Origin of the sequence: Paenibacillus sp. UNC499MF, assembly GCF_900107975.1 — a bacterium.
In the GTDB taxonomy this organism is placed as follows: Bacteria; Bacillota; Bacilli; order Paenibacillales; family NBRC-103111; genus Paenibacillus_F.
On sequence record NZ_FNVF01000005.1, the window covers coordinates 313,784 to 335,179 of the forward strand.

The 21,396-nt window shown below is 53.5% G+C and carries 20 protein-coding genes; 11 read left to right on the forward strand and 9 right to left on the reverse strand.

From position 1 onward, the window contains the following. Positions 1 to 158 precede the first annotated feature (158 nt). A complete protein-coding gene (locus C4S74_RS14015; RefSeq protein WP_103995920.1) occupies positions 159 to 1,667 on the forward strand; it encodes an NAD(P)/FAD-dependent oxidoreductase in 1,509 nt (502 codons plus the stop codon). Between the two features lie 206 nt (positions 1,668 to 1,873). Here C4S74_RS14015 and C4S74_RS14020 read toward each other — a convergent pair whose 3' ends face one another. Further along, a complete protein-coding gene (locus C4S74_RS14020) occupies positions 1,874 to 2,911 on the reverse strand; it encodes an AI-2E family transporter (protein WP_103995921.1) in 1,038 nt (345 codons plus the stop codon). Positions 2,912 to 3,512: 601 nt separating this feature from the next. On the opposite strand from C4S74_RS14020, the gene C4S74_RS14025 reads away from it, so the two are divergent. Beyond that, on the forward strand, positions 3,513 to 3,926 hold the full coding sequence (locus C4S74_RS14025; protein ID WP_103995922.1) for a hypothetical protein: 414 nt from the start codon (positions 3,513 to 3,515) through the stop codon (positions 3,924 to 3,926). Positions 3,927 to 4,026: 100 nt separating this feature from the next. Here the strand turns inward: C4S74_RS14025 and C4S74_RS14030 are convergent, their stop codons facing one another. The 4 genes from C4S74_RS14030 to rnhA all read right to left on the reverse strand — a co-directional run bounded on the left by C4S74_RS14030 (position 4,027) and on the right by rnhA (position 8,555). Continuing rightward, positions 4,027 to 5,013, reverse strand: coding sequence for an ABC transporter permease (locus C4S74_RS14030; RefSeq protein WP_103995923.1), 987 nt, complete (start codon positions 5,011 to 5,013; stop codon positions 4,027 to 4,029). Beyond that, positions 5,003 to 6,523: a sugar ABC transporter ATP-binding protein gene (locus C4S74_RS14035; protein ID WP_103995924.1), complete on the reverse strand. Its 1,521-nt coding sequence runs from the start codon at positions 6,521 to 6,523 to the stop codon at positions 5,003 to 5,005. Before C4S74_RS14035 ends, C4S74_RS14030 begins: the two co-directional genes overlap by 11 nt. Before the next feature lie 72 nt (positions 6,524 to 6,595). Continuing rightward, a complete protein-coding gene (locus C4S74_RS14040; RefSeq protein WP_103995925.1) occupies positions 6,596 to 7,708 on the reverse strand; it encodes a sugar ABC transporter substrate-binding protein in 1,113 nt (370 codons plus the stop codon). A gap of 205 nt (positions 7,709 to 7,913) precedes the next feature. Then, the gene (gene rnhA, locus C4S74_RS14045) at positions 7,914 to 8,555 is read right to left on the reverse strand and encodes a ribonuclease H (protein WP_103995926.1); all 642 of its coding nucleotides are present in this window, start codon (positions 8,553 to 8,555) and stop codon (positions 7,914 to 7,916) included. Between the two features lie 291 nt (positions 8,556 to 8,846). Here rnhA and C4S74_RS14050 point away from each other — a divergent pair, with 291 nt between their 5' ends. Next, positions 8,847 to 9,074, forward strand: coding sequence for an alpha/beta-type small acid-soluble spore protein (locus C4S74_RS14050; RefSeq protein ID WP_009673104.1), 228 nt, complete (start codon positions 8,847 to 8,849; stop codon positions 9,072 to 9,074). Between the two features lie 80 nt (positions 9,075 to 9,154). Here C4S74_RS14050 and C4S74_RS14055 read toward each other — a convergent pair whose 3' ends face one another. After that, entirely contained in the window at positions 9,155 to 9,517 is a 363-nt protein-coding gene (locus C4S74_RS14055; RefSeq protein WP_103995927.1) for an O-methyltransferase, read from the reverse strand. Positions 9,518 to 9,870: 353 nt separating this feature from the next. Here C4S74_RS14055 and C4S74_RS14060 point away from each other — a divergent pair, with 353 nt between their 5' ends. Further along, positions 9,871 to 11,130, forward strand: a complete 1,260-nt coding sequence (locus C4S74_RS14060) for a methyl-accepting chemotaxis protein (RefSeq protein WP_103995928.1) — start codon at positions 9,871 to 9,873, stop codon at positions 11,128 to 11,130. Between the two features lie 71 nt (positions 11,131 to 11,201). On the opposite strand, the gene C4S74_RS14065 is transcribed toward C4S74_RS14060, so the two are convergent. After that, complete coding sequence (locus tag C4S74_RS14065; protein WP_103995929.1) at positions 11,202 to 13,004, reverse strand: M3 family oligoendopeptidase; 1,803 nt, start codon at positions 13,002 to 13,004, stop codon at positions 11,202 to 11,204. Positions 13,005 to 13,232: 228 nt separating this feature from the next. On the opposite strand from C4S74_RS14065, the gene C4S74_RS14070 reads away from it, so the two are divergent. Genes C4S74_RS14070 through C4S74_RS14080 form a run of 3 tightly spaced genes read left to right on the forward strand, consistent with a single transcriptional unit; the run spans position 13,233 to position 14,804 of the window. Continuing rightward, positions 13,233 to 13,409 carry a YycC family protein gene (locus C4S74_RS14070; RefSeq protein WP_103995930.1) on the forward strand — a complete coding sequence of 59 codons (177 nt, stop codon included), beginning with the start codon at positions 13,233 to 13,235 and terminating at the stop codon, positions 13,407 to 13,409. 4 nt (positions 13,410 to 13,413) lie between these two features. Then, a complete protein-coding gene (locus C4S74_RS27020; protein WP_258042486.1) occupies positions 13,414 to 13,650 on the forward strand; it encodes a hypothetical protein in 237 nt (78 codons plus the stop codon). A 38-nt stretch (positions 13,651 to 13,688) separates the two neighbouring features. Continuing rightward, positions 13,689 to 14,804 carry a GGDEF domain-containing protein gene (locus tag C4S74_RS14080; RefSeq protein ID WP_103995932.1) on the forward strand — a complete coding sequence of 372 codons (1,116 nt, stop codon included), beginning with the start codon at positions 13,689 to 13,691 and terminating at the stop codon, positions 14,802 to 14,804. Positions 14,805 to 14,898: 94 nt separating this feature from the next. Here C4S74_RS14080 and C4S74_RS14085 read toward each other — a convergent pair whose 3' ends face one another. After that, positions 14,899 to 15,285: a globin gene (locus tag C4S74_RS14085; protein WP_042233566.1), complete on the reverse strand. Its 387-nt coding sequence runs from the start codon at positions 15,283 to 15,285 to the stop codon at positions 14,899 to 14,901. Positions 15,286 to 15,627: 342 nt separating this feature from the next. On the opposite strand from C4S74_RS14085, the gene ylbJ reads away from it, so the two are divergent. The 3 genes from ylbJ (at position 15,628) to C4S74_RS14100 (ending at position 18,644) form a co-directional block, all read left to right on the forward strand. After that, the gene (ylbJ, locus tag C4S74_RS14090; RefSeq protein WP_103995933.1) at positions 15,628 to 16,854 is read left to right on the forward strand and encodes a sporulation integral membrane protein YlbJ; all 1,227 of its coding nucleotides are present in this window, start codon (positions 15,628 to 15,630) and stop codon (positions 16,852 to 16,854) included. A gap of 420 nt (positions 16,855 to 17,274) precedes the next feature. Beyond that, the gene (locus tag C4S74_RS14095; RefSeq protein WP_258042483.1) at positions 17,275 to 17,820 is read left to right on the forward strand and encodes a PilZ domain-containing protein; all 546 of its coding nucleotides are present in this window, start codon (positions 17,275 to 17,277) and stop codon (positions 17,818 to 17,820) included. A gap of 11 nt (positions 17,821 to 17,831) precedes the next feature. Further along, positions 17,832 to 18,644 carry an NAD kinase gene (locus C4S74_RS14100; protein WP_103995935.1) on the forward strand — a complete coding sequence of 271 codons (813 nt, stop codon included), beginning with the start codon at positions 17,832 to 17,834 and terminating at the stop codon, positions 18,642 to 18,644. 126 nt (positions 18,645 to 18,770) lie between these two features. On the opposite strand, the gene C4S74_RS14105 is transcribed toward C4S74_RS14100, so the two are convergent. Continuing rightward, a complete protein-coding gene (locus C4S74_RS14105; RefSeq protein WP_103995936.1) occupies positions 18,771 to 20,330 on the reverse strand; it encodes an endonuclease MutS2 in 1,560 nt (519 codons plus the stop codon). A 475-nt stretch (positions 20,331 to 20,805) separates the two neighbouring features. On the opposite strand from C4S74_RS14105, the gene C4S74_RS14110 reads away from it, so the two are divergent. After that, positions 20,806 to 21,159, forward strand: coding sequence for a DUF3243 domain-containing protein (locus tag C4S74_RS14110; protein ID WP_103995937.1), 354 nt, complete (start codon positions 20,806 to 20,808; stop codon positions 21,157 to 21,159). Positions 21,160 to 21,396 lie beyond the last annotated feature (237 nt).

Genomic DNA, 21,396 nt, shown 5'->3' on the forward strand with positions numbered 1-21,396 from the left:
TTTACGGTTTACGGTTTACGGTTTACGGTTTACGGTTTACGGTTTACGGTTTACGGTTTACGGTTTACGGTTTCGGCCTTCGGATTCCCCAACCGTAATCCCCCGAGTACGTAGACGCACAATTCAGTTACATATCCGAACCAATGGAGGGTTAACAGATGAGTAAAAAAGTTGCAGTCATAGGAGGCGGCCTCGGCGGTCTTTCCGCCGCGATCCGTCTGGCGGCCGACGGGCATAAGGTGACCGTTCTGGAGAAAAGCGCCCGGGTCGGGGGAAAGCTGAATCAGCGCAGCGGTCAAGGATATACGTTTGACACGGGTCCGTCCATATTAACGATGCCTTGGGTGCTGGAGCAGCTTTTTGCCAGCGCGGGACGCAAGGTGGAGGACTACATGACCTTCGTGAGGATTGAGCCGCAGTGGCGCACCTTTTTCGAAGACGGAGTCCAAATCGATGTGACGAGCGATCTCCCTGCGCTTTTGGAAGAAATCCGCAAGGTATCTCCGGCGGACGCCTCCTCCTTCCTCAGCTATATCCAATATTGCCAGGACATGTACGAACTGACCCAAAAAAGCTTTTACAAACGCAGCCTGGCGGGTCTCGGCGATATGCGCAGCCTGCACACGCTGAAAGATCTTTTTGCCATGAATCCCCTGAAATCCATGGATCAGACGACCGGCAAATTTCTGAAGGATAAACATCTGCAGCAGCTGTTTAATTTTTTCATTATGTATATCGGCTCCTCCCCGTATCAGGCACCCGCCATTTTGCACCAGCTTATTTATGTCCAGCTTGGGCTCGGCATTTATTACGTGGAGGGGGGCATGTACAATATTGCCCGGGGAATGCTGAAGCTTTGCGGCGAGCTCGGAGTCGAAATACGGACGGATGCTCCCGTTGCTCAAATTTTAACGGAAGGGTCTCTTGCTTCGGGTGTACGGCTGGCGGGCGGTGAAGTCGTCGAAGCCGATCTCGTCGTGTCCAACCTGGAGGCCGTGCCTGCCCACCGGCACCTGCTTAACGAGCATACGGGCGCGAAGCAGACCGAAACCAAGCTGAAAGAGAAATATGTGCCGACGGTTTCCGGCCTCGTTCTCCTGCTGGGGGTTGATAAAATCAGCGAGCGTCTCGCTCATCACAACTTTTTCTTCTCCGAAGATCCGGCCAAAGAATTCCGGCAAATTTTCGAAGAAGGCAGAATGGCGGACGATCCGACCGTATACATCGGTATCTCATCCAAGTCCGATCCGACCCAGGCTCCCGCAGGCCGCGAGAACCTGTTTGTCCTGACGCATGTTCCTCCTCTCAAGGAAGGGGAAACCTGGGCGTCCCATAAAGACGCCTACCGTGAAATTGTATTGAACAAGCTGGAACGGATGGGCCTGACGGGACTCAGGGAACATATCGAATTCGAATATACGTTCACGCCCGACGACATTCAATCGCTCTACGGCTCCAACGGAGGCTCCATATACGGTGTCGCCACGGACCGCAAGCTCAACGGCGGCTTTAAAATTCCGAGCCGGAGCGAGCTGCTGGGCAATCTCTACTTCGTCGGAGGCTCGACTCATCCGGGAGGCGGCGTGCCGATGGTGACACTTTCCGGTCAGCTTACGGCCGACCTGATTGCAGAGGACCTGCAGCGGAGCACGGAGAAAACCGGCTGACGCGATATTCACACTCACGCTGCGGGGTTGATCCCCTGCCGGGCCCACCTGCATAGTCTCACCTGACAGACCTTTTGCCTCTGCATGAGCCTCGGCTAAGGTGCCGCAGACGATCATTGACGCAGCAGCCGTCCATAAGCCTATCACCGGCAGGAAACAAACCAAAAAGAGCAAACATCCCATTAGGGACGCTTGCTCTTTTTGATTTAAGAAGAAACGGTTTCTTTTTCCCGGGTCACATCCAGTACGTCCAGCAGGAACATAAAGATCGGAATCCCGATAATCAGCCCCCATACGCCCATAAAATGTTCGGAGAAAATGAGGACGATGAAGGTATAAAACACGGGGAGATTCGTTTTGGCCGACATCAGTTTCGGATTCAGCATATAGGCTTCCAGCGCATGAAGGACAGCGACCAGGATAAGCACATATACCACCATCATGATTCCGCCTATGCTGTAAGCAATCGTACAGAGCGGAATCAGGGATATGATGACGCCCGCCACAGGGACAAGGCCCAGCAGGAAAATCATCAGACCGAGGCCGAACAGCTGAGGAAAACCGAGAATCCACAAGGCGATGACGGACAAAATACCGTTGACGAGCGCAATGAGGAACTGGGCTTCCAGCACCTTACCGAAAGAGTGGACAAAACGGCTCCCGAAATAGGCCACCTCTTCGTAAAACGCCGCGATTTTACTGTCTTTGAATTTCGCGGTAAAACGGATGATTCTCGGCTTCTCAAGCAGGAAAAACAAGCTGAGGAGCAGGGCGATGAAAACCTGCAGAAGCACTTTTCCGATGTCGGTCACCGATTTGAACACAAAACCGAAGCCCTGGTTCATATACTTCGAAAGCTCGGTCTGCTCGATGTAAGGTTTAACCAGGTTGATGATATAACTGAGCACCTCGTTGTCCTGCGGCTGTGTATAAAATTCATACAGCTGCCTGACGACCTGCGATACCTGGACGGCCACGACAGGCAAATACCTGTACATCCCTATCCCCAGCAGCGCAAGTATAACCACGTACAGAATCGCCACGATCCAGCGCCGGTCCACTCTCATATACCGGTTCAGCCTGGTTGAGACGAACGACTGCATACGGTCCATCAGAAAAGCGAAGATGAACGTAAGCAGAATGAGATTGATCATGCTCTGCATAGCATAAAGAATAAGGGCAAGCAGGGCGAAGATCAGAATTCTCCGGAAACCTTTGCTTTGAAAATATTGTCTGGTAAACATGTGATGGTGTGCTCCTATCCTCACAAAACTCGGGGCCTATCCGCCCGCTCTAACTCTCTCTACTATATAACGAATTGACGGGAAGATGGTTCCGGTATTTCAAAACTTTCAGAAAAATTTGGCGGGCGACAGGCCCCTGCCCTTGCGATTATGATAAAAAGTATGAAAAAGGAGGCGGTTTTATGCGGGAACTTCCAGCATCTTTGCGGCAAATGCTGCGCAACGGCTGGTTCTGGGTCGCTGTGGCGGCAGGGGCGATTGCCGGAAGTTTGAGCTGGCTGCTGTACATGAGGCTCTAGTCGGCTTGTTTGTTCCATGACGGCCGTAAAACAGGCAGGGCGCGTTCTCTCCTCTTATACATCCTGTCTAACAATCGGTCTTTCTAAACCCCGGAGAGTGAAAGTTTGATAGAATCCGAACGTTTTAAAAGCAGTCCGTTCCGGCCGATAGCTGGAGTTGGCTGTTTTTTTCGTATGTAAAGCTTATCTGCTGCATGGAAGCGTTCTTTTTACAAATACTAAATTTACATTTTTACCTTTTTATGCTATTTTTTAAGGAGGTTGGCCAACCTAGCATTTATTATAACCTGGAGGTGTCATTAATGAAAAAAATCGTTGTCCTCACGCTTCTTTTTCTGCTGACCTTAGGAGCTTCTTCCGCTTACGCCGAAACCGAGCCTAACGATACTTACACAACTGCCAATGTACTGTCCCAAGGGGCCAACTACGGCAAACTGAGCGGTTCGCTCGACAGAGACTGGTGGTCCGATCAAGTTCCGGCCGGCAGCGTACACAAAGTTACTCTCACGTCCCCTTCCAACTATCCTTACCTGATCACGCTTTATACGCTTTCTCCGCTCGGTCTGCCCGTTTACCAATCATCCGCCAGCGGCAACGGATCGGTCACGCTGAACGGCGGCGCGTCCGGAACGAATTATTTCGTTAAAGTGACGCCTGCTTTCCTGAATGTCGATACGAGAAAAAATTACACGCTCACCCTGTCCAACGTCGAATAAGACATTTCGTTTACCGGACGGCGTCAGATTTTGTAAGAGCCTGCTTAGTTTCAAAAGAGACCTTGAAGGATATCCTTCAAGGTCTCTTTCCCGTGCCGCCTTATTGGCGGCGGCGGTTCAAGTGAACGAACGTAACGGCCAGCGCCGCAAGCAGCACGCCTCCTTTGATGATATCGAAGGAGTAGTACGGCACGTTCAGCATCGTCAGGCCGTTCAGCAAAATGCCGATCAGCACCGCGCCGAAAAAAGTGCCGATTACATTCGGCTTGCCCGCGCCCAGGACGGAGTAGCCCACGAACACGGCCGCCACCGCTTCCATAAGCAGGGGAGCCCCCGCGTCGATCTGGCCCGACCCGATCCGGGCCGCATACAGGATTCCTCCTATCGCGGCAAAGAGTCCCGAGAGCACATAGGCAGCCGTCCGCACGCGGTTCACGCCGATGCCGGACAACCTGGCGGCTTCGCGGTTGCCGCCCGTAATATACAGTTGACGGCCCCAGCGTGTGTACGTCAGGAAAATATGGACGGCCGCTACCGCGATAATCATCAGGACGACGGGAACCGGCAGGCCGATGATTTTCCCCTGGCCCAGCCATTTGAAGCTCTCCGTCACTACGCCTTTAGCCGTTGTGCCGTCGGGCATCGGCATGTTGTTATACACCGAAAAACCTTTGGTGTACGTTTTGTGCGCCCCTGCGATTATATACATCACCGTCAGCGTGGCAAGCAGATCGGGAATGCGCACCTTCACAATCAGGAAGGCGTTGAGCAGACCGATTCCGATACCGATCGCCAGAGGCACCAGCAGAACCACGATCAGCGGCTGCTCGTACCAGACCATCAGCGAAGCGGCCACCACGGTCGTAATGGAGACGGTAGAACCGACAGACAAGTCGAATCCGTCGACAATCTGCGACAAAGTAACGCCGATCGCAACGAACGTAACAATGGATATGGAACGCAAAATATCGAAAATATTGTCGTAGCTTAAGAAGTTCGGGTTTGTAATGGAAAAAAAGACAAAAACCGCGGCGATGACGACAAGCGTCCCGTAGCGGAACGAAACGTCCAGTGCTTTATCTTTCAACGTGTTCGGCCTCCCCTGCGCTGGCATAAGATAAAATGGCTTCCGCCGTCGCTTCCTCGCGGCTGAGCTCACCGGTGATCCGGCCGTAGCTCATCACGAGAATCCGGTCGGCGATCCCCAGAATTTCGGCAATTTCGCAGGACAGGTAGATAACGCCCTTGCCTTCCTGCGCCAGCTGTCCGATCAGCCGGAAAATGTCGCTCTTCGCACCGACGTCCACGCCCTTCGTCGGCTCGTCGAACATGTACACCGAAGCGTCGGTCGGCAGCCACTTGCCTACGGCCACCTTCTGCTGGTTGCCGCCGCTCAGATGCTTCACCGGCCGATCCGGGTGAGCCGGCTTCACCCCGAGCTGGCCGATCAGCCGCTCGGCGTGGCCGCGCTCCTCGCGCCTGCGGATAAATCCGCCGGCGCTCAGGCTCCGGAGAATCGGCAGCGACAAGTTGCGCTGGACCGATTCCTCCACAAGCACTCCCTGCTTGCGCCGCTCCTCCGGCACAAGCACCACGCCTGCGCGTACAGCATCCTCGGGCTCGCGGAGCCGCAGCCGTTTGCCGCGCAGGGAGACTTCGCCGCCGTCGGCGCGGTCGGCTCCGAAGAGCAGCCGGCTCAGCTCGGTTTTGCCGGCGCCGACCAGGCCCACGATGCCGAGGATTTCGCCCTCGCGGAGCGTGAAATCGACCCCGCGCACCTTCGTTCCGCGGCGCAGCCCCCGGACCTCCAGCACCGTCCCGCCCAGGTCCGCCGGCAGCTTGGGAAACTCCTCGGCGAACGTTTTGCCGAGCATCGTTTCAATGATTTCGCCGTGGCTGGAATCCCGGGCGGCCTTCGTCAGCACGCGGGTTCCGTCCCTCATGACCGTGATCCGGTCGCACAGCCGGGTCACTTCCGCAAGCCGGTGCGAAATAAACACGCAGCCGACGCCATTCGCTCTCAGCCGCTCCATAATCGTGAAAAGCTGCTCCGATTCTTCAAGGCTGAGGGGAGCCGTCGGCTCGTCGAAAATGACGCACTTCGCCGCATGAGCCACCGCCCGGGCGATAAGCACGAGCTGCTTCTGCGCGATGGTCAGCTGCGACGCCTTCAGCTTTACCGGGATGTCCGAGCCTATCGAATCGAGGATTCGCGCCGCTTCCCGGTTCAGATTGCCCCAGCGGAGCCAGGCGCTTCCGTGCGCGACGCTGTCCAGCAGCACGTTCTCCGCTACGGTAAGCTCCGGAACAAGCGCGGTATCGACTTCCTGATATACGCAGAAGATCCCCTGGCGCATCGCGTCCTTGGGCGACGAAATCGGCACGGGCTTCCCGTCGATTTCAATCGTTCCCCTGTCGGCCGTATACGCGCCGGACAGGATCTTCATGAGCGTGCTCTTTCCCGCTCCGTTTGCGCCCAGCAGGCCGTGAATTTCGCCGCCTTTTACTTCAAAATCCACTTCCGACAGGGCTTTAACCCCGGGAAATGCTTTCGTAATGCCGTTCATCCGCAGCACGGATAGTGAAGTCGTCGTCATGGTGAACCGTACTCCTCCCCGAACTTTCAAAATCCCATCGTCAACAACCCGATGGGATTTCGCGTGTTCTTCTTATTTGCCCGACTGTTTCTCGGCTTCCTTGAGCCAGTCGGTATAGCCCTGCTGGCTGTTGCCCCAGCCTTTCACGTACTGGCTGAGCTCCGCCGTCGTAACTTTCTTGTCTTTCGGCAGCTCGTCTCGGGAGACGAATACCGGCTCCAGGACGACTTTCTCCGGAGTCTGATCTCCGTGAAGCTTCTGATACAGGTAGCGGACTTGAATGCGTCCGATATCTTTCGGATCGACAGCGGCGGAAGCTACCCAGGAGCTGTTCGCATCCTGAATGAGCTGAAGGTCTTCGTCGCTCATGTCGATGCCGTACACTTTAATTTCCGTGCGGCCCGCCTGCTGAATGGCGCGCGTCGCGCCTTTGGCGAACTCGTCCCAAGCCGCCCATACGGCCGTAATATCGCCTTTGTTCGGATATTTTTTCAAGATCGCTTCCATTTGCGCCTGCGTATCCAGTGCCGGGTTCTGCGCGTTGCCGAACGCCGCGACTTCTTTAATGTCTTTGTTTTTATCCAAGAATGCTTTGTAAGCGATCTGGCGGCTCTCCATCGGAGGGAAACCTGCCACCCACACTTTGACGATGTTGCCCTTGCCGCCGGCGTCTTTACCGAGCTGCTCCAGCGTCAGTTCGGCCAGCTTCTGGTCGTTCTGCTCCAGAGCCACGATGCCGGGTCCTTTGACGTTGGAATCGAACGCGACGATCGGAATTTTCTTCTCCACGGCTTTGTTGATGCCGTTCTGAAGAGCGTCCGGTGTGCCGTGATCGAGCAAAATGCCGTCAAATTTCTGGTTTACGGCCGCATCCAGATTGGATGCCATCTTCGTCAAATCGCCGTCCGCAGGAATCACCGTTACCGTACCGCCAAGCTTGGTAACCTGCTCTTTCACGCCTTCGACGTACTGGGCCGAGAATGTGCCCAGGTTCTGTCGCATAATCAGCGCGACTTTTTTGCCCGCCAGGGCGTTAGCTTTATCTCCGCCAGCCGGCGAGGCGCCCGGTGTCTGCGCGGCCGATCCCGTAGTTGTCTCCGTGTTTGCTTTGCCGCATGCCGCCACCAGACCGACGATGAGAATCATCATAGTGAAAACATGGACAACTTTGCGTAACCCTTTCATAGTTCCATCTCCCCCGTTGTTCATTTTCTGTGTAAGAACCTCTTTAATCCAAGTATTCCAGTTGGATTAAGGCATATCATACTGTACGTCCTCCTTTTCGTCAACGAAAATTTTAGGCGCTTTTGCGCAGCTTCCCGGGCGGCTTTTTTGCGCATAACCAAAAAAAGCTCTCAGCCCGGAGAATGTTCCGGTCTAAGAGCCTGGCTTATTTACGGCCGAAATCGGCTTTGATTTCGCCCCACTTTTTGGTATCCCATTTCACGATTTTATTGGCATAGGTGTTAGTGCGGACCCACTGGAGCGCGCGGTCTACCAGGGTCCATATTTCTTCGGTCGATGCGTCCCTGACCAGGTTGGAGGCCACCTCTTTTTTGCGGAGCCAGCTGAGGGCCGTCATCGAATCGGTATAAATGGTTTTGCTGCTTCCCTGCTTCTGCAAGTACGCAAGGGCGTGAACGATGGCGAGAAATTCTCCCATGTTGTTCGTTCCTTTGGAAATCGGTCCCCTGTAAAAAATCACTTCGCCCGTTCTCGTATCCACGCCTTTGTATTCCACGATTCCGGGATTGCCGGAACAGCCCACATCGACGGAAATACTGTCGTAATCCACCTCCGGAGGCGCCTCTGATTTACCGGAAGCGCCCGCTCCCGCGGACTTTTTCTTCGAACCGAAATCGAGCGATTTCTGCCAGCCGCGTTCAAAAGCGGCCCGCGCCTCGGCTTCCGTCGGATACGACTTGTATTTGGCCTGCGGAAACGCATCGGTTTGCTCCTTGCACTGGGCCCACGTCGAATAGATTCCCGGGGTTCTGCCCACCCATACCACATAAAACTTTTTCTCGGCCATACTTCCCTTCCTTTCCATGCAAAGGGGTCGTTCCCGACAAGCTTGCGAATGTCTGTCCGATCCCCGGCCTATAGTTTATCACAAAACGCCCGGGTTACGCCTCTCCGTAAAGGCCTTAACCGCGCTTCGTAAAGAAACGCGCATCTTTTATTCCATTGATGCTTTCGACTTTTTCTACCTATTTATACACCTCTATCCAGGCGCTTTTCGACAAGTTAAAAAATTTTATAAAAGCATGAGTATTTTTAACAAAACGGTTCATACTACCCATTACCGAAGGAGGTGACATCAATGGGTGCAGGACAATCCCGCAGCAGCAACACACTGGTTGTTCCACAAGCTAACCAAGCTTTGGACCAGCTGAAATATGAAGTCGCTCAAGAACTGGGCATTCAAATTCCTCAAGACGGTTACTACGGTTACATGGCTACTCGCGACACAGGCGCGATCGGTGGACACATCACTCGCAGACTGGTTCAAATCGCCGAGCAACAGCTGGCAGGCAAATTGGGACGTTAATCGTCTGATTCAAACATACTTAAGCACGACCAAAAAAGGTGGCCGAAGCAGCCACCTTTTTTTGCTTTTTCCCCATCCTTTTATCCGCGGATAAGGTTGGACATGTTATAGTTCGATTCGAACATGACGCTGGTATACAGCGTTTCTTTTTTCACCGTAAAATCGAACGTTATTTCTCCGTGTGTCCAATTCACCTTATATTTCAGCGAGTCCAGCGCCAACTGACGGAAAGCCTGCCACTGCGATTCCGCCAGCCCCGTCCCGCTCTTCTGCACGACTCCGTCTCTTGTTTCGAGAGGATTATGCCGGACACCGAACTTCCCTATGGCATTATTGCGGATCTGCAAAAAGACCGTTCCCGAAGTTAACTCGCTCAATTCCTGCCGAAGCTCGGTAAATACAATTTCAACCTGACGCACCAATGAAACCGGTTCAATAATCATGATTATCCCCCTTAATGTTCCTTACAAACTTGCGCTAATTCGGCTGTTCTAGGTATGTAGCCACAGTATAATGTGTCTTAAGATCTAATACAACAAAATTTTACATTACTTTTATTTTTTTCAACCTTTTTCTCGCTAAAATCCGCCTAATAGGCACATTTTCTATCGATATTTCCGTTTAAAATTTAGCGGAATTTTATCTAAAGTCCTACTCCTTTCTTCTTTTTTCTAGGTCTTTTAACTTACTCTTCCGGCTCCGAATAAAACTATAGACCCTTATTAAGGCCGATGATATAATGGCGGCAGGAAATAAGTTACATTTTGAATTTATCCTGTTTTTAGGAGTGTTCTGCATGAAGAATTGGTCGTCACTCTCCTTCAAGAGCAAGCTTCTCACCGGATGCTACGGCTTGATCGCCGTTTATTCGGCCGCGCTGCTTCTCCTTCTCCTCCTTCCGGGCTCCAACCGCTGGATCGGCTTTATTTTCTTGGCCGTTATGCTGGCCGCAAGTTTTCCGTTCGTACGCTGGTTTGAGAGAGCGCTTACAGAACCTGTAGAAGATCTGACACGTGCGGCTCTCAACATCTCCAAGGGAGACTTCTCCCGCAAGGTGGATGCGACGACGGACGATGCCCTGGGCGATCTCGGGCGCTCCTTCAACAGCATGATCGATAAGCTGCGCGGCATTTTGGGCGAAACCGGGGCCATTACGAAACAAGTCGCCGATACAAGCCAGAGTATCTATTCCCAGAACTTGCAGCTCAAGGACGTTCTGCAGCAGGTGACGGTTTCCGCCCAGGAACTCGCCTCGGGGGCCGGGCAAATTTCCGAGGAAGTCTCCACCATCTCCCTCTCCACCAAAGATATCGAGCAGAAGGTTTCGAACTTTGCGGGATCGACCCAAACGATGAATGCGCGTTCCGAGCAGATGCTGTCGCTCGTCGACAAAGGCCGCGAAGCTGTCGAAATTCAGGGGCAGGGCATGCAAAGAAATGTCGAAGCCACGACGCGCGTTTCCGACACGATCCGCACGCTTGCAGAGCAAACGGCAGGAATCTCCAAAATCACCAAGGCGATCTCGGAAATAGCCGAACAAACGAACCTTTTGTCGCTGAATGCCTCAATCGAAGCGGCAAGAGCGGGAGAACAGGGACGGGGATTTGCCGTAGTGGCGCAGGAGGTGAGGAAGCTGGCCGAAGAAGCGACGATCCAGACGAGAGAAGTGTTCGGGCTGGTCACGGCTATCGAATCCGGTATTCGCCAAGCTCTGTCCCATATCGAAGTCAATGAGGAAGCCGTCGGCAGACAGACGGAGCTGATCCGGGATACCGAAGCCGTTTTCTCCGATATTTTTAACGCCGTTCGATATATTTCCGACGTGATCGGTGATTTTGCCGGAGAGAGTGACAGTATGCTGGCAGGCGCCCGGCAAATCTCCGCGACGATGGAGAACATCTCCGCGATTACGGAGCAGTCCGCTGCGGGCACGGAGGAAGTATCCGCCTCAATGAATGAGCAGATCAGCGGCGTTCTCGAGATGGTGGCCCGCTGCGAACAAATGACGCGCTCCGTCAAACAATTGGAGCAGACGATACAAATTTTTAAATTCTAAGTAAAAAAAGAACCTTCATCTGCACAAATGGCGGATTGAAGGTTCTTTTTGCCGTAAGGATGGGATTTACCTTATTTCACTTTGCTTTCCGTCAATCGCATAAATTCGTTCACATCTTCGATGACGGTATCGACCGCGCTTTGCCAGAAGTCCGGCCGGGTCAGATCGGCGCCGAGATGCTTTTGAGCCAGCTCTTCCACCGTCATGCTGCCGGTATCCCGGAGAAGCGCCGCGTATTTGTCCTCGAACGCGGCTCCTTCTTCAAGCGCACGCGCATAAATGCCCGCGCTGAACAGGAAGCCGAACGTGTACGGGAAGTTGTAGAACGGCACATCCGTCGCGTAGAAGTGCAGTTTCGCCGCCCAGAAATGAGGGTGGTAAGCGCTGAGCGAGTCGTTGAACGCTTCTTTCTGCGCTTGAACCATCAGCTCGCTCAGACGGTCGGGGCTTACGAGTCCTTTGCGGCGCTCGTCATAGAAATTGGTTTCGAAAATAAACCGCGCGTGAATGTTCATGAAGAACGCGACCGCGCGCTGAATTTTGTCTTCGAGCAGGACGATGCGCTCGTCGTCGCTGGCTGCCGCTTTTACGGCCGCGTCGGACACGATCAGCTCCGCGAAGGTGGAAGCGGTCTCCGCCACGTTCATGGCGTACTCTTGGGCCAGTGCCGGCATATCATCCATCAGATACTGATGGAAGCCGTGGCCGAGCTCGTGAGCGAGCGTGGACAAGTTGTTCAGCGTTCCGCTGTAGGTCATGAAAATGCGCGTCTGCTTCGCCAGCGGGAACGACGTACAGAACCCTCCCGGACGCTTGCCTGCGCGGTCTTCCGCTTCGATCCAGCGGTTCTCGAACGCTTGCGCGGCATAATCCGCCAGACGCGGGCTGAAGTCGCGGAACTGGTCGACGATCAGCTTGGCGCCTTCGTCGTAGCCGACGGTCTTCGTTCCGCCTTCCAGAGGGGCGTCCACATCCGCCCACGCCAGCTTTTCAAGGCCGAGCAGCTGTGCCTTGCGGTTCAGATAATCGACGAGCACGCCCTTGTTGCGGGTAATCACGTCCCACATCACATCGAGCGTCTGCTTGCTCATGCGGTTAATTTCAAGCGGCTCTTTATGTACGGAATCCCAGCCGCGCTGCTTGTAAACCTGCAGCCTGAAGCCGGCGATATGGTTGAGAGCTTCCGCCGCAAAGTCGGCTTTCTCCGCCCATGCTTCTTCCCATTGGCCGAAGAGCTCGGTGCGCTTCGCGAGATCAGGCGTATGCAGGCGGTTGAAAGCCTGGCCCGCCGACAGCTCCTGGCGCTCGCCGTTATCTTCCACCACCATGCGGAACTGACTCACCGTCGTGTTGTAGAGGTCGTTCCAGCCGTGATAGCCGTCAACGGCCAAGTCGCTGATCAGAGCTTCCTGCTCGGGCGGAAGCTTCTCTTTCGCCTGCGTTCTGCGCTCGTTCAGGGAAAACGCGATCTCGCGGAGGCCTTCCTGCTCAAGCAGAGCGCTCCAGACGTCATCCGGCGTACCCGTAATAACCGGGTCCAGTCGGGTCAGGGATGCCAGGAAATCGGCATAGAGCGTTTTCACTTTACCGCCGAGCTGCACGGCTTTCTTGTCCTTCTGATTATCGGCCGCGAGGCAGCCTACGAATGAATCCGCTTCACGGATCCGTTTTAAAATACCCTGATATTGATCTATTAGCGCTTTAAAGTCAGCCGAATCACCGGCGGTTTGAGGGGACGACGCTTTCTCGAGACTGGCACGGAATGCGGCGATATCGCCGTCCAGGTCGTTCAGAAACGAGGCAAACTGGGGAGATTCGCTGCCGCCGGGGAAAAATACGTCCAGATCCCAGGTCTGATTCAACGGTGTATGCATGTGTAATCCACCTTTCCGATTAGAGGGTAAAGAGCAAATTGACCTACGGTAACATTAAACCATAATCCTCCTTCAAACAAAAGAAGGGTCTTCCGTCTTGTTGTGACAGGACCCCCGATAGGATACAGTAAGGAGGAGGGACCGTTTATTCACCCAATTGCTTCTTCTTAAGAAATATGCTATCAATAGATAAAAAGAACCATTTTTCCCGAAGAAAGGATAGGTCTAATGAAACCCCTGAACATTTCTCCGGATACGGCGGTGAAGCTTGCCAAGCACCTGGGCGTACCGCTTGAACACCTGATGCACATGCCTCAGCACATTCTGCTGCAAAAGCTGGCCGAACTCGCTTCGTCCAAGCCCGATGAGGGCCGCACACCGGATTCCGAAAGTGAAACGAAGTAAAATGATGCTTCCTTTTAGTCATACATGGCCTTATGAAACCGTTTTGAAAGATATTTATGTAGACGAATGCCCGTTCTGCAGCCAATCTAACGTTCTTCTGCCTTTAAGGACTAAAGACTTACTTCCTATCCATGAAGGCAAGAAAAAACTTCTTGTGTTTCCCTGCTGCCGTGAGAAAGTGACGCTGGTGGACACGGATACGGATTATTTGCTCGCGGACAGGCCTTTCAGAAAACGGTAAAACGAGCCATCCATTGCAATAACGAGGAGTGGTTCCGCTTGAGTGAATATCTGGTTGCCCTCACCATTGCTTGTACCCTGGTCACCCTCAGCTATCTGGCGCTGAAAATACAGCGCATGCATTTTTTTGAAAATTATGAAAAAATAGCTTCACCCGTCCTGACCGGTCTGGCGTGCATTCTGCTGATGCAGCAGCCGCTCTCGTTGGACACGGGCGCCGTAGACCTGCGCTACCTTCCCGTCGTTATGGCGGGACTCCGCTACGGGCTCGGCAACGCCCTGTTCTCCACCCTGCTCCCCACACTCTACTGTTTCCTGACGGCGGAGGATTCCATGTGGGTGATGCAAACCCTGCAAAGTCTGATTATCCCGGCTGTTCTCAGTTCGGGCTTTCATCGTTCCGCATTCAGGTCCGGCAGCAGGCCGATTCCGATCCGGTCGGGTTTGAAAATCAGCGTGCTCCTGTTCCTGACCCAGGTCGTCATCTACGCGGCCGTGCATACGGGAAGGCACGCGCTGAGCGAATCGTACCCGCTGCTGTTTATGTCCGCCGTGTCGGCTGTCTCCGTCTGCATCCTGATCGGGATGAGCAACGACGAGAACGCCAAGTGGCTGACCCAGCGCAAGCTTGAGATGAAGGCAAGCCAGGATCTGCTGACGGGGCTTCCGAACCTGAGAAGCTTTTTTGAAATAGCGGGTCGTACGCTCGGCTTCCGTGCGGTTTCCATCTTTATGATCGATATCGACAATTTCAAGCAGTATAACGACTGCTGGGGTCACCTGCACGGGGATCAGCTTCTCCGGGAAACGGGGCGCCTTCTGAAGAACGCGGTCGCGGAGCATGATTATATCGCCCGTTACGGGGGTGAAGAATTCATCCTGATGAGCACGGAAACCGATCCCGTCAAGCTCCGGGCGTATGCCGAACAGATCCGGCTGGCCGTTGCCGGTTATCCGTTCGAACATGCCGAGACTACGCCTGTCACCGTTTCGATCGGCATATCCGCGGCCGCGGATGCCGCCACCGATCTGCAGCTGCTGATCGACGAAGCGGACCGCGCCCTGTATATCTCCAAAAATACGGGTAAGAACCGGATCACCCTGTGCGCCGAATCTCCGGAGCATACGCTCCTTGAACAGCAAAACGCTTATTGAAGTACCATGCGGAAAAGAGCATGCGTGTTTCAATAAGCGTTTTGAAATTTTTGGGGGAATCAGACGTACTCCTGCCGGAAATGGGTTCCTCCCTTTATTCCTGATTCACGAAATGATAGGCCGGCGCCTGCAGTCTCGCAAGCAGAATCCCCGCTAAATCATCGGGAAGGCCGATTTCCCGGGCAGCCTCGCGCATGCAGGACAGCCACGCATCCGCCCTCTCTCTCGTAACGGGAAAAGGCATATGGCGCGCACGCATCATCGGATGTCCGTGCTCCATCGTGTAAAGCATGGGCCCGCCGAAAAATTGGGTCAGAAACTGAATTTGTTTCTCCATAACCGGACGGATATCCTCCGGAAACAGAGGGCCGAGCAGCGGATTCTCCTGAACCTTCGGATAGAAGGCTTCCACCAGTCTGCGCAGGACAGGCTCCCCGCCCATACGCTCGTAAAGCGTTGTAGTTGAATCATCGATATTCATGCTGCGGTCATCCTTTGGCAACTAGAATCGTCGGCGCCGAACAACCTGCGGACACTGCGCTGAACAGACCTGACTGTCCGGCTCAATATCCTTCCAGATCGTCTTCCGCCGCATTTATAAGGGCTTCCCTTATCACGTAAACAAAAAAGCATACCAACAGTCCAGAAATTACTCCAGCCATAAGTTTCACTCCCACGGTTACAGGATGAAAAACCAGGTTTAGTACCATTGTACCATACTTAAGTTCAACTTCCAGTGTTTTCGAAAACAAAGTATACGCTTACAAAATGCATGTTTGTCTCCCGCCGCTCATATACGTTAGGGAGGAGGTGTACAAACCCCATGTCAAGGCGTTCCGTCTTTACCCTTATTCCTTTGTGTGTACTGATTATCGGCATCGCCGCGCTTATGGTTGCCTACCCCCGCGAAAGTCTTGCGGCCGCGGTTCACGGCGTCGCCATCTGGTGGGACGTGCTCTTCCCGGCCTTATTCCCTTTCTTCGTTATTTCCGAGGTGCTTCTCGGATTCGGAATCGTCCATTTCTTCGGGATGATTTTCGATCCCATGATGCGTCCCGTTTTTCGTATACCCGGAATCGGCGGATTCGTCATGGCCATGGGCTTTGCCTCCGGCTATCCGGTCGGGGCGAAGCTGACTTCGCAGCTTTGGAAAGACAGGCTCGTCAACCGGGAGGAAGGCGAGCGCCTTGTCGCTTTCACGACAAGCTCCGATCCCATCTTCCTCATCGGAGCCGTCTGCGTCGGCTTCTTCCATGACGCTTCTCTCGCCGCCGTGCTTGCGGCCGCCCATTACGGGGGCGCCCTGCTGGTCGGCTTTCTCATGCGCTTCCATGGAAGAGGTGCGCCTTCGACGCCCGCTTCCCGTGCCGCCGTTGGCCGCCGTTCGTCCGTCTGGACCCGCGCGTTCAAAGCGATGCACAAAGCACGGCTGGAGGACGGACGGCCTTTCGGCACTTTGCTGGCCCAAGGGGTACGGAATTCGCTGAACCTGATCTTCCTGCTGGGCAGCCTTGTCGTTTTTTTCTCCGTCGTGCTTGAAATGCTTACCCTTAGCGGTGTCATTCAGATGCTCTCCGGCCTGCTTCGCATGTTCCTGAGCGTGCTTCATCTCCCTCCGGCTCTCTCGGATGCGCTTATCGGGGGCACGTTCGAAGTTACATTAGGCGCCAAAGCGGCCGGCGGAATGGATGACTCAACCCTGCTCGTATTCAAGACTGCCGCAGCCGCCTTCATTCTTTCCTGGGGAGGGCTATCCGTTCATGCCCAGATCGTAAGCGTCCTGAGCGAGACGAACATGCGTTACGCGCCATTTTTGACGGCCCGCATTCTGCATAGTTTACTTGCCACGCTGCTCGTGTTCGTGCTCTGGAAACCGATGCGCCCGATCGGAGTTCTTCTGGAGAACACCCTGCCTGCCGGAAAATTCGGAATGGGCGGCGGTACCGGATGGCTGACTCTTTTCCCTCTCGCGTTCGTGGTCTTCGCCGGTTCCCTGCTTATTTTATTCTCGCTTCGCCTCCTTCACTCCTTCCTGAAACGACCCGTTTGAAAGAATATTCTGTCAATTCATCTTATGAACCGGTCTTGCAAAAAGTGACCACAACGCAGCTCCCGGCAGCCTCGCCTTCCCTATAAGAAACCTCAGGCGGAGGGCCGGAAATGGTGAATTATGGGCTCCCGGGCAAATAAGCATCCCCGTTCCTGCTTTTTCCGTTAAAGCTTTACAGGGTCTAAGCATTGTGTTATCGGCCGTAATTGATTATTATGAGAAAAGAAGGTTCGTTATGAATGAGTGTACCTAATCTGGATGCCGCCGCATGGAACCATGGTGATAATGATGAATTGGACGTATGCGCTGACCCAACATATTCTCGTGCCGAAAACGGAATGCAAGCTGATCATTGTCGGAGAAAACGCCGATGGTCAGCCCTTTTGCTTGGAAACCCGCGTGTTTTTGCAGGAGGCCGGCTTGGACTTTTTTTCGGTGCATGTATATTTTGAGCTCGCCAATCCGCTTGATAAGCTGGAACAGATTTCTTTTATCGAATTCTCTTTCCAGGATCAGGGGATCAACTATTATTCTTTTGTCGATCTTGTACAGCTTGACCCGGGAGTCTCCTCTTGCGTGCTGAAGCTCGTCTCTCCGCAGGAGCTGTACTCCTATCAAAACCGCAGGCACTGCAGGAAGCCCCTGCCTCCGCACACGACCGCCACATGCCGCGTGATCGGAGCCCGGCAGCGTTCCGCCGAGGAAACGCAGGCCTTTAAGGGACAGCTTCTGGAAATCAGCCGGAGCGGCACTTCTATGATCACTCCGTACAGGATGACCGAATCTCTGATGTTGGAATTATCTTTCCATTTGCCTGAAGTTGAAGCTCCGCTTCTCCTGACAGGCGAAGTTCGGAGCAGCACGCCCTTCAGCAGCGATTCTTATCGCGTCGGCATTGAATTTCATGACGTTCCGCTTTCGTCATTGAATCTCATTGATACCTATTGCGAACAAACATCTTCTTAGGAGGAACCGTGTTGAAATATTTTTTAGTGCAGCGTCAGGATGATGTATCCGCCGGTCTGGCCCGCCGTTTTCACGAACTGGCCGGGCAATACGGCATGGAGCTCGACGAGCAGGAACCCGAGGTTGTTGTATCCATAGGCGGGGACGGCACGATGCTGATCGCCTTCCATCAATTTGTGGATAAGCTGGACCGTATTTCTTTTGTGGGCATTCATACCGGGCATCTCGGTTTCTTTGCCGACTGGAAACCCGATCAGCTCGATTACCTGGTAGAGCTTATGCACAACGGAGAAATCAATCAGGACTTGCGCATTGTTCAATACCCTATTCTGGAAATTGAAATTCTTTCTTCCCAAGGTGTCGAACAGCGTCTGGCTTTAAATGAATTCACGCTAAAAGGAATCGAAAACACGCTCGTCGCCCAGGTCGACATCAACGACGAAATGTTCGAGATGTTCCGCGGAGACGGTATTTGCGTGTCCACTCCGTCGGGCAGCACCGCTTACAACAAAAGTCTGGGCGGCGCCATCGTGCACCCGTCTCTGGCCGCGATTCAGATAGCGGAGATTGCATCCATTAACAATCGCGTCTACCGGACGCTCGGGTCGCCGATGCTGCTTCCGATGCATCACCACTGCGACATTTATCCCAAATCGAAGCACCCGGTTTACCTGGCGTTCGATTACCAGTATGTGCAGCGCAGCGATGTGGAATCGATCCGGTGCCGGGTAAGTCCGAACCTGAAGGTGAAATTCGCCCGCTACCGCCCGTTCCCGTTCTGGAACCGGGTCCGCGAAGCGTTCATCGGCCAAGAATTTCAATAATGCTTTTGGCGGGTGCCTTGGCCCCGGTAAATAGCGAACGGGACGTTCCGGCAAGCCTAAGCTGCCGAGACGTCCCGTTTTTTGTGCTGGGTTTGCCGTTTACGGTTTACGGTTTACCCACTTCCCTCACTCAGTCTTCACCTGATCCGCAGTCCTGCCGATTCCGTCCGACGCGATCTCACGCGACCGCTCTATAATCCCCGCCGGCATTCCCAGCTTCTGTGCGATCAGAAACGCATAACTCCGGCCGGCCTCTCCTATACGCAGACGGTAGAGAGGCTGGAGCGTGGCCGGGTCAAACTCCATCCGGGCATTCTCAAAGCCTTCCGCCGCTTCCGCGAAATTTTTGATTTCGTTAAAATGGGTCGTAACCGCCACCGTCGCTCCCCTCCGCTGAAGCTCCTCCAGTATAGCCACCGACAGAGCGACACCTTCCCCGGGATCGGTTCCCGTCGCCATTTCATCGATAAGAACCAGTGTCGACCGGTCGGCGCTCTCCAGAATCTCCATCATGTTTCGGATATGGGCCGAAAACGTGCTGAGGTTATTTTCAAGGCTTTGACCGTCTCCGATGTCTACGGCGATTTGCGTGAATACGGCCAAGGTACTCCCTTCCGCAGCGGGCACGAGCAGACCCGACTGGGCCATCAGCGTCAGAAGTCCGACGGTTTTAAGCGTGAGCGTTTTTCCGCCCGTGTTGGGTCCGGTTATAATCAGGGAATTGTAGGCTCTCCCGATGATAAAATGCAGGGGCACCATCCGGTTTCCAAGCAGCGGATGCCGCGCTTCGCGGAGGTCGATTTTGCCCTCCCCGCTTAATTTTACGCTCGTACCCCCGATTTCCACACCGTACTTCGCTTTCGCAAACAAAAAATCATAAATACCGACCTGCTCGACGTTTTTGCGGAAAGCGTCTCCGTTCTCTTCCATCATAGCCGTCAGTTCGCTCAAAATTTTCATTTCTTCGTCGGCTTCCTCCCTTCGCAGAGAAGAAAGCTGGCTTTGAAGCTCCACGATCTCGTGAGGCTCCATATACACGGTTTGCCCGCTTGCCGACTCATCCAGTACCGATCCCTTTACCAGCTTCCGGTGCTCCTTCTTAATGGGCAGCACGTAGTGTCCTCCCCGCATGCTGATGAGATTTTCCTGCATAACCGACCGGTATCTGTTAGCCAGAGAAGCCAGCTTGCTTTTAAGCCGTTCTTCGGCGGTCGCCTTCTTTTTGCGGATTTTCATAAGCTCCTTGCTCGCCGTATCCAAAATCGCTCCGCTGCGGATACATCGTTCGATCTCTGCCTGCAGAGCCGGGAGGTCGTTCATATCGGCCGCGTACATGTTTACCAGCGGAGCGGCTTGCGCGTGAGACCTCATATAGCGGATAAGCTGGGTGCAGCTGTACAGAAACTGCCCGATATCGGAAAAATTCCGCTCGCTGAATACATAGCCCGACCCGAGCAGATCCAGAATATCCCGTATGCCTTCCAGAGAGGGAATGGGGGCACCCCGTCCTTGTTCCAGAAGCTTTTTGGCTTGCTCCGTCTCGTCGAGACTTCTTCGGATTTCCTCTTTCCGGGTCATGGGCACCATACTTTCGATCCGCTCTTTTCCCAAATAAGAAAGGGCATATTCCATCAAATGCTGTTTAATGATCTCGTAATTCAGCCGTTTAAACGTGTTTGGATTCATCGGTGATCTATCTCTCCTTTAATGGGTAATAAAAAAAGACGAAGAATGAGCATGCTCATTCTTCGCCTCTTGGAAAACCGGCTTTCCCGGAGCTAATTAAAAAACCGTGCTTTTAAGAAAGCACGGAATAAGCTCAAAGCCGGGTATGCACCTGGGGCGATGATTGATTTCCGCTGTTCTTAACTAATCCACTGGAATCCGGTGCGCACAGCAAAATAAACATCGCCTTAAGCGACATTTGACCTGCACGATACGTGTTCGAACTCCGGTTATGGAATTTGTTTAGTTAAGAACGGACACCGACATCAAAATTTCCCCTTTTTGTAAGAAGTTATCTCCTATTATAGCCAGCGCCCGGTACCGAGTCAATACGGGGGCCGCCCGAAAAAACAACCCTTGACCGATTCAACCCGGAATTACGAGGGTAAGGATGTCTTGTAACATTATACTAACCTTATACAAGGAGGCGTTAACGATGACAGAACATAATCATATGGTTGACAAAAACGGAACTTTGGATACAGGTAAAGTGAATGATGTCATGAATCGCATGGATGCAGGTGAGAAAGACCAGATTCTCAAAAATTTCGAAGAGTTTAAATCCTACCTGGGAAGCCGCGTACATCTGGGCGAAAGTATCGGTCTTGGCGAAGAGCAGCTCGCAAAAACGGCTGAGAAAGTAGCGGGCTACCTGGCTACTCATGAAGAGCCGCGCAACGCGGAAGAAAATCTTCTCAGAGAGCTTTGGAACGTAGGCCGCGACGAAGAACGTCATATGCTTGCCCACATGCTCGTCCGCCTGGCTCAAAAAGCAAACAAAGCAAACTGATCGCTGTCGGCACGGCCCTTTGCCGGAAGGGCACACATAAACATAAAACCCCTCTGTTTGTCCTTATGTATATAAGGAGGAACAGAGGGGTTTGCTTTTCTCCAGCCGGTGTTATTCGGAAGATTCCGGGCCCGCGGGCGGAGCCGGATTTTGGACAGCTTGGGAAGGCTTAGGACGGTTGTTGTTCTGGTTGTTGTTCTGGTTGTTGTTCTGGTTGTTGTTCTGGTTGTTGTTCTG

Bases quoted from the DNA above. Each gene is read 5' to 3' on its own strand.
- rnhA (WP_103995926.1), bottom strand. From the start codon at position 8,555: ATGGCCGAGAAAAAGTTTTATGTGGTATGGGTGGGCAGAACCCCGGGA.
- C4S74_RS14025 (WP_103995922.1), top strand. From the start codon at position 3,513: ATGAAAAAAATCGTTGTCCTCACGCTTCTTTTTCTGCTGACCTTAGGA.
- C4S74_RS14050 (WP_009673104.1), top strand. From the start codon at position 8,847: ATGGGTGCAGGACAATCCCGCAGCAGCAACACACTGGTTGTTCCACAA.
- C4S74_RS27020 (WP_258042486.1), top strand. From the start codon at position 13,414: ATGCTTCCTTTTAGTCATACATGGCCTTATGAAACCGTTTTGAAAGAT.
- C4S74_RS14065 (WP_103995929.1), bottom strand. From the start codon at position 13,004: ATGCATACACCGTTGAATCAGACCTGGGATCTGGACGTATTTTTCCCC.
- C4S74_RS14110 (WP_103995937.1), top strand. From the start codon at position 20,806: ATGACAGAACATAATCATATGGTTGACAAAAACGGAACTTTGGATACA.
- C4S74_RS14105 (WP_103995936.1), bottom strand. From the start codon at position 20,330: ATGAATCCAAACACGTTTAAACGGCTGAATTACGAGATCATTAAACAG.
- C4S74_RS14040 (WP_103995925.1), bottom strand. From the start codon at position 7,708: ATGAAAGGGTTACGCAAAGTTGTCCATGTTTTCACTATGATGATTCTC.
- C4S74_RS14070 (WP_103995930.1), top strand. From the start codon at position 13,233: ATGAAACCCCTGAACATTTCTCCGGATACGGCGGTGAAGCTTGCCAAG.
- ylbJ (WP_103995933.1), top strand. From the start codon at position 15,628: ATGTCAAGGCGTTCCGTCTTTACCCTTATTCCTTTGTGTGTACTGATT.
- C4S74_RS14020 (WP_103995921.1), bottom strand. From the start codon at position 2,911: ATGTTTACCAGACAATATTTTCAAAGCAAAGGTTTCCGGAGAATTCTG.
- C4S74_RS14015 (WP_103995920.1), top strand. From the start codon at position 159: ATGAGTAAAAAAGTTGCAGTCATAGGAGGCGGCCTCGGCGGTCTTTCC.
- C4S74_RS14035 (WP_103995924.1), bottom strand. From the start codon at position 6,523: ATGACGACGACTTCACTATCCGTGCTGCGGATGAACGGCATTACGAAA.
- C4S74_RS14085 (WP_042233566.1), bottom strand. From the start codon at position 15,285: ATGAATATCGATGATTCAACTACAACGCTTTACGAGCGTATGGGCGGG.
- C4S74_RS14055 (WP_103995927.1), bottom strand. From the start codon at position 9,517: ATGATTATTGAACCGGTTTCATTGGTGCGTCAGGTTGAAATTGTATTT.
- C4S74_RS14060 (WP_103995928.1), top strand. From the start codon at position 9,871: ATGAAGAATTGGTCGTCACTCTCCTTCAAGAGCAAGCTTCTCACCGGA.